This is a genomic window from Undibacter mobilis (assembly GCF_003367195.1).
Lineage (GTDB): Bacteria > Pseudomonadota > Alphaproteobacteria > Rhizobiales > Xanthobacteraceae > Pseudolabrys > Pseudolabrys mobilis.
In genome coordinates, this window is the sequence record NZ_QRGO01000001.1 from 2,458,501 (window position 1) to 2,469,434 (window position 10,934).

Annotated in this window: 11 protein-coding genes; 8 read left to right on the top strand and 3 right to left on the bottom strand. The window is 65.5% G+C overall.

Annotated features, from left to right (window positions below):
* Positions 1 to 199 precede the first annotated feature (199 nt).
* The 4 genes from DXH78_RS11560 to DXH78_RS11575 all read left to right on the top strand — a co-directional run bounded on the left by DXH78_RS11560 (position 200) and on the right by DXH78_RS11575 (position 4,040).
* Entirely contained in the window at positions 200 to 859 is a 660-nt protein-coding gene (locus tag DXH78_RS11560; protein ID WP_115517171.1) for a class I SAM-dependent methyltransferase, read from the top strand.
* 70 nt (positions 860 to 929) lie between these two features.
* A complete protein-coding gene (locus tag DXH78_RS11565; RefSeq protein WP_115517172.1) occupies positions 930 to 1,742 on the top strand; it encodes a UDP-2,3-diacylglucosamine diphosphatase in 813 nt (270 codons plus the stop codon).
* Positions 1,743 to 1,898: 156 nt separating this feature from the next.
* A complete protein-coding gene (locus DXH78_RS11570; RefSeq protein WP_115517173.1) occupies positions 1,899 to 2,945 on the top strand; it encodes a glycosyltransferase family 4 protein in 1,047 nt (348 codons plus the stop codon).
* A gap of 87 nt (positions 2,946 to 3,032) precedes the next feature.
* Positions 3,033 to 4,040 (top strand): threonine ammonia-lyase, encoded by a 1,008-nt coding sequence (locus DXH78_RS11575; RefSeq protein WP_115517174.1) that lies wholly within the window; start codon positions 3,033 to 3,035, stop codon positions 4,038 to 4,040.
* 148 nt (positions 4,041 to 4,188) lie between these two features.
* On the opposite strand, the gene DXH78_RS19880 is transcribed toward DXH78_RS11575, so the two are convergent.
* Positions 4,189 to 5,322: a hypothetical protein gene (locus tag DXH78_RS19880; RefSeq protein WP_168192782.1), complete on the bottom strand. Its 1,134-nt coding sequence runs from the start codon at positions 5,320 to 5,322 to the stop codon at positions 4,189 to 4,191.
* Positions 5,323 to 5,500: 178 nt separating this feature from the next.
* Between DXH78_RS19880 and DXH78_RS11590 the strand changes: the two genes are divergently transcribed.
* The gene (locus tag DXH78_RS11590) at positions 5,501 to 6,679 is read left to right on the top strand and encodes an MFS transporter (RefSeq protein WP_115517176.1); all 1,179 of its coding nucleotides are present in this window, start codon (positions 5,501 to 5,503) and stop codon (positions 6,677 to 6,679) included.
* On the opposite strand, the gene DXH78_RS11595 is transcribed toward DXH78_RS11590, so the two are convergent.
* Both DXH78_RS11595 and DXH78_RS11600 read right to left on the bottom strand, forming a co-directional pair.
* Positions 6,602 to 7,198 carry a hypothetical protein gene (locus tag DXH78_RS11595; protein WP_245416798.1) on the bottom strand — a complete coding sequence of 199 codons (597 nt, stop codon included), beginning with the start codon at positions 7,196 to 7,198 and terminating at the stop codon, positions 6,602 to 6,604. The genes DXH78_RS11590 and DXH78_RS11595 overlap by 78 nt on opposite strands.
* A 164-nt stretch (positions 7,199 to 7,362) precedes the next feature.
* Positions 7,363 to 7,542: a hypothetical protein gene (locus tag DXH78_RS11600; protein WP_115517177.1), complete on the bottom strand. Its 180-nt coding sequence runs from the start codon at positions 7,540 to 7,542 to the stop codon at positions 7,363 to 7,365.
* 408 nt (positions 7,543 to 7,950) lie between these two features.
* On the opposite strand from DXH78_RS11600, the gene DXH78_RS11605 reads away from it, so the two are divergent.
* Genes DXH78_RS11605 through DXH78_RS11615 form a run of 3 tightly spaced genes read left to right on the top strand, consistent with a single transcriptional unit; the run spans position 7,951 to position 10,878 of the window.
* Positions 7,951 to 9,087 (top strand): ABC transporter permease, encoded by a 1,137-nt coding sequence (locus DXH78_RS11605; RefSeq protein ID WP_115517178.1) that lies wholly within the window; start codon positions 7,951 to 7,953, stop codon positions 9,085 to 9,087.
* Positions 9,088 to 9,090: 3 nt separating this feature from the next.
* The gene (locus DXH78_RS11610) at positions 9,091 to 9,894 is read left to right on the top strand and encodes an ABC transporter ATP-binding protein (RefSeq protein WP_115517179.1); all 804 of its coding nucleotides are present in this window, start codon (positions 9,091 to 9,093) and stop codon (positions 9,892 to 9,894) included.
* 15 nt (positions 9,895 to 9,909) lie between these two features.
* Positions 9,910 to 10,878: an MlaD family protein gene (locus DXH78_RS11615; RefSeq protein WP_115517180.1), complete on the top strand. Its 969-nt coding sequence runs from the start codon at positions 9,910 to 9,912 to the stop codon at positions 10,876 to 10,878.
* Positions 10,879 to 10,934 lie beyond the last annotated feature (56 nt).

Consider the following 10,934-nt stretch of genomic DNA (forward strand, 5'->3'; position numbering starts at 1 on the left):
ACGGTCAAAGCAGGGGGCTACACTGATAGGATAACGTCAGAAGGGGTCAAGGCCGAGCCCACGCGGGGATTTTTCCCTTCCCCTTGTGGGGATAGGAGAAGCGTTAGCGCGTTTTGCCGCACCCTGTCGCCTCACTGTCGCACAGCCTTGCTACGCCGCCGAAATCGACCGGGGCTACACGATTCGAGGGGGCTTTGAGATGCTGCGCGATCCCGCCAAGGACGTCATGGAAAAGGCCTATGCCAAATGGGCGCCGGTCTACGACGTGTTATGCGGCCCGGTTTTCCTCAACGGCCGGCGCGCCGCGGCCAAGGCCGCGCATGAAGTCGGCGGCCGCATTCTCGAAATCGGCGTCGGCACCGGACTGTCCTTCGACGATTACGACGACACGACCGAAATCACCGGCATCGACATTTCCGAACCCATGATCGCCCGCGCGCGCGAGCGCGTGGCCAAGGGCCGCTATCCCTTCGTCAAGGAACTGCGCGTCATGGATGCGAGCGCGCTCGATTATCCCGACGCCTCCTTCGACTGCGTGGTCGGGCAGTTCGTCATCACGCTGGTCGATAATCCGGAGCAGGTGCTGTCGGAGTGCGCGCGCGTGCTGCGCCCCGGCGGGCAGATCATCCTCGTCAATCATCTCTATTCCGAGAAGGGCCTTGCCGCCGCGGTCGAGCGGCTGCTGGCGCAGAAGGCGCGCAAGCTCGGGCTGCGTCCCGAATTCCCGTTCCAGCGGCTGGCCGACTGGGCGCGCAGCCACGGCGGCGCCGAGCTGATCGAGCGGCGCAAGGTGAAGCCCTTCGGCGTCTACACGCTGGTGCGCTTCCGCCGGGCTGAAGCGCAGAGCGTTGCGGCGTGACGGAATAAACAGCGTTGTCATCTCATTGTCACATGACTTTGCTAGTGGGCCGAGACATGAAGCAGAACCTATGGAAGGACGCGCCGTGACGGAACCCGCCACGCGGCGCTTTCGCGCGCTTTTTATCTCCGACATCCACCTCGGCACCCGCGGGTGCCAGGCCGACAAACTCCTCGACTTCCTCCGCCACCACGAAGCCGACACCGTCTATCTGGTCGGCGATATCGTCGATGGCTGGGCGCTGCGCTCGTCCTGGTACTGGCCGCAAGCGCACAATGACGTGGTGCAGAAGCTGCTGCGCCAGGCGCGCAAGGGCGCCCGCGTCATCTACATCCCCGGTAATCACGACGAATTCCTGCGCAACTATTACGGCACGCATTTCGGCGGCATCGAGGTGGTCGAGAACACCATCCATGAGGCCGCCGACGGCAAGCGCTATCTGGTCGTCCATGGCGATATGTTCGACCTCGTCGTTACGCAGGCGCGCTGGCTCGCGCTGCTCGGCGACAGAGCCTACGACTTCGCCATCAAGGCGAACCGCATCTTCAACGCCATGCGGCGCGTCTTCGGCGCGCCGTACTGGTCATTGTCGAAGTGGGCCAAGATGAAGGTGAAGAACGCCGTCAACTACATCGGCGCCTTCGAGAAGGCGCTGGCGACCGAGGCCCAGCAGCACAAGGTCGACGGCGTGATCTGCGGCCACATCCACACCGCGGCGCTGCACGATGATTTCGGTCTGCGCTACATCAATTGCGGCGACTGGGTCGAAAGCTGCACCGCGGTGGCGGAGGGTCACGACGGCCACTTCGAGATCATCACCTGGATCAATGACGGCCGGCAGAACGCCCTTGTGCCGGTGCCGGCTCAGGCGCAGGCCGCTTGAGAACAGACCTCATCCTGAGGAGCCGCGCGACAGCGCGGCGTCTCGAAGGATGAGGGGCCCTCATGGTTCGAGACGCGCTGCATCGCAGCCAAGTGTACGCAGGCTGCGCCTGCTATGGCAGCGCTCCTCACCACGAGGACGGGAGGAAGGCACTTCATGAAAATTCTGGTCGTCACCGACGCCTGGCATCCGCAGGTCAACGGCGTCGTGCGCACGCTCGGCCAGGTCGCGCGCGAAGCGGCCGGCTTCGGCGTCACCGTCGAATTTCTCAGCCCCTCCGAATTCCGCACCGTGCCGATGCCGAGCTATCCGGAAATCCGGCTGGCGCTGGCCAGCGCCGGCGCAATGGAGCGGCGGCTCGATGCGATCGCGCCCAACGCCATTCATATCGCGACCGAAGGCCCGCTCGGCCATGCCATGCGCCGCGTCTGCATTCGCCGCGGCCTGCCGTTCACCACGAGCTTCCACACCCGTTTCCCGGATTACGTCGCCGAACGCGTGACGCTGGCGCCCAAATGGTCGGGCGATCTGACCTGGGCATGGCTGCGCCGCTTTCATTCGCAGAGCGCCGCGCTGCTGGCAGCGACGCCGACGCTGGTTCACGAACTGGAAGGCCGCGGCTTTCCGAATGTGAAGCTGTGGCAGCGCGGCGTCGACGGACGGCTGTTTCATCCCGACCGTCAGCGCGTGCTTGATCTGCCGCGGCCGATCTTTCTCACGGTCGGCCGCGTCGCGGTTGAGAAGAACCTCGAAGAATTCCTCAAGCTCGATCTGCCAGGCACCAAGCTGGTCGTCGGCGACGGGCCGGATCGCGCGCGTCTGGCCAAGACCTATCCTGACGCTGTGTTCCTCGGCGCCAAGCACGGCGAGGAACTGGCGGATATCTATGCCTCGTCCGACGTCTTCGTGTTTCCGAGCCTGACCGACACCTTCGGCCTGGTGCTGCTCGAAGCACTGGCGAGCGGCGTGCCGGTTGCGGCCTTTCCGGCGGCGGCACCGCGCGACGTAATCGGGCAGGCGCCGGTCGGCTGCCTCAATGACGATCTCAAGCGCGCCTGTCTCGGCGTGCTGGATCTCGACAAGGCGGCCTGCCGCAGCTTCGCCGAGGGCCTGACCTGGGAAGCGACCGCCCGCAGCTTCGTCAAATACGTTACGGAAGCGACGCAGCGTCCGCGTCGCCGCCGCGATCGCATGGCGGCCTGACTCGACAAATTCCCGGCGAGTTCCCCGGGATCTTCACAGTCCAAAGCGCGGCTTGCCCGGCCCCCGGCGCGGGCGTAGCCTTTCGCCATGGGCCTCATCGATCAGAAACTGCTTCCGACCGCCGCCGATGTCGATGGCGCGGCGGCGCGCCTCAAGGGCGTCGCGGTGCGCACGCCGCTGATCAACGCACCGGTGCTCGACGAACGTCTCGGCGCGCGCGTCTTCCTCAAGGCGGAAATCCTGCAGCGCACCGGTTCGTTCAAATTCCGCGGCGCCTATAACCGCGTGTCGCAGATTCCGGCCGACAAGCGCAGTGCCGGCGTTGTCGCGTACTCTTCTGGCAATCATGCGCAGGGTGTCGCCGCGGCGGCGAAACTGCTCGGTATGCGCGCCACCATCGTGATGCCGAACGATGCGCCGAAGGCGAAGATCGCGCGCACGCGCGGCTACGGCGCCGAGGTGGTGCTCTACGATCGCGCCGGCGGCGAAGACCGCGTGTCGATTGCCGACCGCCTGGTCAAGGAGCACGGCGCGACAATGGTGCCGCCGTTTGACGACCCGATGATCATTGCCGGGCAGGGCACCATCGGCATCGAAATCGCCGAGGATCTCGACCGGCTCGGGCTCAAGCCGGACATCGTCGTGGTCGGCGTGTCCGGCGGCGGGCTGGCCGCCGGCATCTCGCTCGGCATCAAGTCGCGGGCGCCTGCGGCGCGGCTGTTCACGGCGGAGCCGGAAGACTTCGACGACACCTTGCGCTCGTTCCTGCGCGGCGAGCGGGTCGCCAATGACAAGGCGACCGGCACGATCTGCGATGCGCTGATGAGCAACACGCCGGGCGAATGGACCTTCCCGATCAACAAGGAGCTGATCGGGCAGGGCATCTCCGCCAGCGATGAGGAGGTCGGCGCCGCCGTGCGCTATGCCTTCATGGAATTGAAGCTGGTGGTCGAGCCGGGCGGCGCCATCGGCCTTGCGGCGCTGCTTGCAGGCAAGCTCGACAATGTCGTCGATATTCGCGGCAAGACGGTCGTCGCCATCCTCTCCGGCGGCAATGTCGACGTCGAGATGTTCGCCAAGCTGATCGCGGGGTAGAATCGGACATAGACCGCCCTCATCCTGAGGAGCGCTCCGTAGGAGCGCGTCTCGAAGGACGAGGGCGGCCCCATCCTTCGAGACGCATTGCATTCGCAATGCTCCTCAGGATGAGGCCGATAGACGACACGGATTGTGGTCTAGCGTTTCAGGTAAACAGCGCGATGCGCTCTTCTTCGCTCAGCGCCATGAGCGGCGCCAGCGGATCGGGCGTTTCGGCATGGCCCTTGACGGCGGCGGCCGGCGCGGCGGCCTGTTCCATTTGCAGCATCAAGGTTTCGATGGTGCTGATGGCCGCTTCGGGCGACGGCTCCACGGCAATGTCTGTCACGCCAATGTCGGCCACCGTCCCGTCGGTCATTCCGATGTCGGCGACTTCAATCTCGATCACGGCGACATCCGCCGTCATGGCCTGCGGGGCCGCGAAGTCCGGTGCCGCTTCGATGGCGGTGGTCGCGACGGCTTCGCTGGCCGGCGTCACCAGCATGGCCCGTTCGGCCGGTGTCACCGGCGGCGGGTCGAGCCACAGCTCATAGGTTTCGACTTCGGGCTTGGCGTCGATTGGGACCTGACCCGCTTGCGCCGGCGCTTCCGGCGCCTCCACCTCGGGCATCGCCGGCATCATGGCCGGCTGGGCGACGAAGGGTGGCGCCAGCGTGGTCCAGCTTTCCTCCGGCGTGTAGCGCACCGGCAGCGGCCGTCCGGCCTGATGCGCCCGGTAGTCGAACTCGACGATCGGAATAATGGTCGCGGTCTTGCGCTTGGCCTGTGGCGACGTGACGGGCTGAGTGAAGCTCGTCTCCGCCGGCGGTTCGGCGCGCGCGGTGGCCTGCTGAACCAGGGCCATCACCGGCGCGCCGGCGGCGGCCGGATGCGGCATCGGCAATTCGGGCTGCTCGAGCGCGGGCACTTCGGCCAGCGTCTCGCCCTCGCGCGCCGGCATCGTCACCAGCGCCTCGATGCGGGCTTGCGCGAAATCGATCAGCGCGGCCAGCGTCGCCGCCTTGATCGCGGTCGGGCTGTTTTCGGTTTGCGGCCGCGCGCTGCGCAAGGTGTCGAGCAGCGCCCGCAGATCCTGGCGGATACGGTCGGCGTCGGGCGAGGCGGCCGACGGGCCGCGTGCCGTGGCTTCAAGCCGGCCGAGCGCCGCCAGCACGACCTCGGTGTCGGCGTGCCGGTTGCGGCGGGCGAATTCGTCGAGGAAGGCCCGGCCGCGCGCGGTCGAGCCAAGGGCTTCGCAGAACGACTGGTAGTCGTCCTCGGCAACCTGGTCGGCCGGCATGTCGTGCCGCCTGCTGACGCTTTCCCCAATCATCGACGACGCCCGTTTTGTCTCGCGGCCATAGGCAATTTCAGTTCCCGCGTTTATCAATCAAGGAACCTGATTCGGCCAGCCTTCGGTATTGCCGGACCACCGTTGATTCGACTGAAATCAGGCCTGCCGGAACCGAGCCCGCCCGATGCGGCCGCCTTTTTTGTCGAGCGATACGAGGTTTGCCGCACGAATCGCCGCGTTTTACGCTGCCTTGTTCGTGCTGAGCGGCATCGTGCTGCCGTTCTTCCCGGTCTGGCTCCAAGCCAAGGGGGTCGATGCGGCGCTGATCGGGATCACGCTGGCGGCGCCGCAGATCATGCGCGTCCTCGCCATCCCGCTCGTCACGCGCCACGCCGACCGCAAGGACGCGCTGCGCGGTACGCTGGTGATGCTGAGCCTCATGGGCCTTGCCGGCTATGTCGCCGTGTCGATGGCCGAAGGCGGGCTCATCATCTTCATCGCCTATGCGCTGACGGCTCTGGCGACCACGCCGATCATGCCGGTGCTGGAAACCTACGCCTTGCGCAGCCTTGGCACGCGCGGCCGCGCTTATGGCGCGGTGCGGCTGTGGGGATCGGTGGCGTTCATCGTCGGTGTTTTCGCCACCGGTTTTGTTGCCGACATTGTCGCGCCGCGCGATCTGATCTGGCTGATCGTTGCCGCCAGCGCCGTCGCGCTCGTCACGGCCGTCAATCTGAGGCCGCTGCCGCCGCATGAGCCGGGTGTCATCGCGGCGGCGCAGCCCAAGCGCCTGCTGCGCGACCGCGCCTTCCTCATCGTCGCCGCGTCGGCGGCGCTGACGCAGTCGAGCCACGCCGTGTACTACGGCTTCTCGTCGCTCGAATGGCGCCACGCCGGACTCGACGGCACCGCGATTGCGGCGCTGTGGTCGGTGGGTGTGATTGCGGAAATTATTCTGTTCGTCGTCGCCGCGCGGCTGCCGGCCTTTCTGACGCCGAGCATGATGCTGGTTCTGGGCGGCGCCGGCGGCGCCCTGCGCTGGGCCGCGATGGCGTTCGATCCGCCGGTCTATGTGCTGCCGGCGCTGCAAATGCTGCACGCCTTCAGCTTCGGCATGACCTATCTGGGTGCGCTGTTCTTCACCAGCCGCCATGCGCCGCCGGGGCAGGCGGCGACCGCGCAAGGTTATCTCGCTATCATCATTGGGCTTGCGATGGCCGCGGCCATGGGTGTTTCCGGCTGGCTTTACGGCCTGTTCGGCGCGAAAGCCTACGCGGCGATGGCGTTAGCGGCGGTCGTTGGCTGTGCTTATGGCGCTGTAGCGGATCGCGCGGCGCGTCGTGTTGCTGGCAACACGCTTTGAGACCTGACGCTCGAAACGCTTGTCGGCGCGGCGCTCGGATTTCCGCTTGGTCTCGACTTCCGCGCGCCGGGTTTCGTCGCGCTTCGAGCCGCAATTCGGGACCAGCGAGTGTACGGCGTTGCCCTGCAGATAGATCATCTTGCGGGACAGGCCGCCATTGCGGTTGATCCAGCGCCGCACGTCGCTGGGATAAATATTCCACAAGGCCTGGGTGCCGAGCTGGCTTGTCACCGGCGCGCCGTCGGCGTCCGGCATCCACGCCGCATGAAAGCCGAAGCGGGCGCGATCGGTGGCGCAAATGCGCGATCGCGGAATGAGGCCGAGCACCAGCGTGCAGGCCGACAGGCAGTTGCCATCGATCATGACCTTCTCGCCGGACGAGCGCAGCATGGCGAAGGCTTGGAGGTAATGGCCGATCTGACCGCCGCGGTCTTCGGCGATGCGCATCGTGGCCGATGCGGGCGTCGTCGTGATCGACGCTACCGCGGCCGCGCAGAGCAACGTGCCCCTGAACCACATCCCCCGAACCCCATGCTGAGGCGCAACACGTCCCCGCGCGCCATAATGCCTGACTGTAGACCTAATTGGGGGGCGACGGAAAGGTTTGGTTAACCACTTTTTGGATGAAAATCGCGAAATAATTCAGGCTGTTGTGCCAAAATGGAAGTTCCCGCTTTGAAACATCAGCGCTGCGGCGCGGACCTCTGTTCGTCGGCCTCCCCGCGGCCGGTGGCGGCTTCGGCGCATTCACTGGCCATCCGCAAGAACTTGGCGGCGAGATTTTCATCGAGACTGGCGGCCGCCAGCCGGCGGCACAGCCCGGCATGGACAAGCAGACGCTCGGCGATACGCGACTGAGGCATGAGGTCCTCCCAAACCGCAAAGTTGTGCTTGGATACCCTTGTACCTGAACGGGAATGGCCGGCATTGATCCGGATCAACGGGGGGTTGATGGGGGAAGTCCCCAGGGCCGCCCCATTAGTTGCGGGCGGCGCTGTCACATGGCCGATGCTGCGGTGTCATGCGCCCAGGGAACACATTCGCCCCGACCGGCTTGGTGGCCGTCGTGTCGACTTTCGCTACGACCTCGGTCCTGGCGAGGCTGTGGGGAGGACGGAGGTGGGGATATCCGGAGAGCAGGGCCGGTGTCATACCCTCGCTGCAACCTAAATCCTTGAGAATCGGGGCTGGCCAAGGCCCATTGCGACTCTATCGCAGCCTTTCTATCTCAGCCTTTAGATCTCAGCCTTGGCGGGCGTAGGAGCGACAGTTTGAAGGGCGACCCATTCCTGCAGGAATCCCTGCAAGGCGACCGGCTGGCGCTCACTGGCAGCGGCATCTGGACGGCTGCCCATGCCCGGGCGCTGGACGCGCAGATTTCAGACCTCGCCCGCCGCCACCGCGCGGTCAAAGCGGTCTCCATCGACATGGCGCAGGTCGAGCATCTCGACACGTTCGGCGCCTGGCTGCTCGAGAAGCTGGTCCGCGGCGCCGAGGCCAACGGCGCCAAGACCGAGGTCGCCGGCCTCAAGGACGACTACCGCGCGATGATCGACGAGATGCATCAGGTCGATCTCGATCCGTTGCGCAAGCGGGGCGCCGCCAATTCGTTCGTCTATGCCCTGTCATCGGTGGGCGAAAACATCACCTCCGTCGGCCGGTCGCTGATCGCCATCCTCAACATGTTCGGCGCGCTGATCACCGCCATCCTGCGCGTGCTGCCGCGGCCGCGCAGCTTCCGCATGACGTCTCTGGTCCACCAGCTCGATATGGTGGCCTGGCGCGCGGTGCCGATCATCCTGCTCATCACCTTCCTGATCGGCTGCATCATCGCCCAGCAGGGCTTGTTTCATTTTCGCAAGTTCGGCGCCGACGTCTATGTCGTCGACATGGTCGGCATTCTGGTGCTGCGCGAACTCGGCGTGCTGATCGTCTGCATCATGGTGGCCGGCCGCTCCGGCTCGGCCTACACCGCCGAGCTCGGCTCGATGAAGATGCGCGAGGAGATCGACGCGCTCAAGACCATGGGCTTCGATCCGACCGAGGTCTTGATCCTGCCGCGCATCCTCGCGCTTGTCATCGGCGTGCCGATCCTGACCTTCATCGGCTCGATGGCGGCGCTCTATGGCGGCGGGCTGGTGTGCTGGCTCTATGGCGGCATCGCGCCCGACATCTTCCTGTCGCGGCTCAAGGAAGCGATCGCGCTCAACACGTTTCAGGTCGGCATGATCAAGGCGCCGTTCATGGCGCTGGTGATCGGCGTCGTCTCGTGCGTCGAGGGGCTGGCCGTGAAGGGCTCCGCGGAATCGCTCGGCCGCCAGACCACCGCCTCGGTGGTCGAAGCGATCTTCCTCGTCATCGTGATGGACGGCCTGTTCGCCATCTTCTTTGCCTCGATCGGGATGTGAGCGATGGCCACCAACGGCAAACGCGAAACGGTGATCGAGGCGCGCGGCGTCGAAGTGGGCTTCGGCGACCGCCTGGTGCTCAAGGGCGCCGACCTCGACGTCTATCGCGGCGAAATTCTCGGCTTCGTCGGCGGCTCGGGCGCCGGCAAGTCCGTGCTGATGCGCACCATCATCGGTCTCATCAGAAAAAGCGCCGGCACCATCAAGGTGCTCGGCAGCGATCTCGACCAGCTCAGCGATGACGAGCGCCGCGCCATCGAGAGGCGCTGGGGCGTGCTGTTTCAGCAGGGCGCGCTGTTCTCCTCGCTGACGGTGATGGAGAATCTGCAATTCACGGTGCGCGAGAACCTGCATTTGCCGCAGCGCCTGATGGACGAACTGGCGGTCGCCAAGCTCGAAATGGTGGGGCTGGATGCCAGCGTCTGCAGCAAATACCCTTCGGAGCTTTCGGGCGGCATGACCAAGCGCGTGGCTTTGGCGCGGGCGCTCGCGCTCGATCCGGAGATCGTGTTTCTCGATGAACCGACCTCGGGCCTCGATCCCATCGGCGCCGGCGATTTCGACACCTTGATCGCGACGCTGCAGCGGGTTTTGGGGCTCACCGTTTACATGGTAACCCACGATCTCGACAGCCTGAGCACCGTCTGCGACCGCATCGCCGTGCTGTATGACGGCAAGGTGATCGCGGCGGGCACCATGGACACGATGCTCAAGTCCGAGCATCCGTGGATGAAAGAATACTTCCGCGGCAAGCGTGCCCGCGCGGCGATCGGCGCGCGCGAGGCTGCGCTGTCGGGCAACGGCTGAACTGGAGCTGGTCGAATGGAAACGCGAGCCAATTACGTGCTGATCGGGGTGTTTACCCTGGCCGTGGTCGCCGGCGTGTTCGGCTTCATCTACTGGTTCCAGAACATCGGCGGCACCGGCGAGCGGCTTCGCTATCGCATCGTGTTCGACGGCTCCGTGTCCGGTCTGCGCACCGGCGCCAGTGTGCTGTTCAACGGCATCCGCGTCGGCGAGGTGACCGGGCTGCAGCTCGATCCTTCGAAGCCGAAGCAGGTGGTCGCGACGTTGTCGGTCGACAAATCTGTCACCGTGCGCGCGGACACGCAGATCGGTCTCGAATTCCAGGGTTTGACCGGGATCGCATCGGTCTCCCTGATCGGCGGCAATCCGTCGGCCAAGGTCGTGGCCGGCGTCGGCGCCGGCGAGACGCCGCCCTTGATGGTGGCGCCGCCGGGCGCGACCCAGGATGTGACCCAGGCCGCGCGCGACATCATGCGCAAGGTCGATGATTTTATCACCCAGAACCAGGAATCCTTCAAAGCGGCGCTGACGAATATCGAGAAATTTACGGCGGCCTTGTCCAACAACTCGGACAAGATCGACAAGACGCTGAGCAACATCGAGCGGTTCACCGCCGCGCTCGGCAGCAATTCGGACAGCATCGACAAGACGCTGAGCAATATCGAACGCTTCACCGGTGCGCTGGGCCGCAATTCCGACCGCATCGATCGTATCGCGCAGGGGCTCGAGGGCCTGACCGGCGGGCCTGACGGCAAAGGCGGTGACATCAACGCGGCGGCCCGCTCGATCAAGACTCTGGCGGATAATCTCGACAAGCGCACCGAGGCCTTGACGCTCGACATTGCGCGGCTCGCCAAAACCGGCACGCGCACGCTGTCGACGATCGACAAGGCGGCCAAGAATTTCGACGAGAACCCCAGCCGCCTGATCTGGGGCGGCTCGTCGTCGGATCAGAAGCAGCCGCGCACGCCGGCGGTGCGCTGAACAGCCAAACAAAAACGGGCGCCGCGAGGGCGCCCGTTTTTTATTGGCGTAGCCTC

What these genes read in the sequence shown, in the direction of transcription:
- DXH78_RS11590 (WP_115517176.1), top strand. Translation starts at nt 5,501, where the DNA reads ATGCGGCCGCCTTTTTTGTCGAGCGATACGAGGTTTGCCGCACGAATC.
- DXH78_RS11560 (WP_115517171.1), top strand. Translation starts at nt 200, where the DNA reads ATGCTGCGCGATCCCGCCAAGGACGTCATGGAAAAGGCCTATGCCAAA.
- DXH78_RS11570 (WP_115517173.1), top strand. Translation starts at nt 1,899, where the DNA reads ATGAAAATTCTGGTCGTCACCGACGCCTGGCATCCGCAGGTCAACGGC.
- DXH78_RS11565 (WP_115517172.1), top strand. Translation starts at nt 930, where the DNA reads ATGGAAGGACGCGCCGTGACGGAACCCGCCACGCGGCGCTTTCGCGCG.
- DXH78_RS11600 (WP_115517177.1), bottom strand. Translation starts at nt 7,542, where the DNA reads ATGCCTCAGTCGCGTATCGCCGAGCGTCTGCTTGTCCATGCCGGGCTG.
- DXH78_RS19880 (WP_168192782.1), bottom strand. Translation starts at nt 5,322, where the DNA reads ATGCCGGCCGACCAGGTTGCCGAGGACGACTACCAGTCGTTCTGCGAA.
- DXH78_RS11595 (WP_245416798.1), bottom strand. Translation starts at nt 7,198, where the DNA reads ATGTGGTTCAGGGGCACGTTGCTCTGCGCGGCCGCGGTAGCGTCGATC.
- DXH78_RS11610 (WP_115517179.1), top strand. Translation starts at nt 9,091, where the DNA reads ATGGCCACCAACGGCAAACGCGAAACGGTGATCGAGGCGCGCGGCGTC.
- DXH78_RS11615 (WP_115517180.1), top strand. Translation starts at nt 9,910, where the DNA reads ATGGAAACGCGAGCCAATTACGTGCTGATCGGGGTGTTTACCCTGGCC.
- DXH78_RS11575 (WP_115517174.1), top strand. Translation starts at nt 3,033, where the DNA reads ATGGGCCTCATCGATCAGAAACTGCTTCCGACCGCCGCCGATGTCGAT.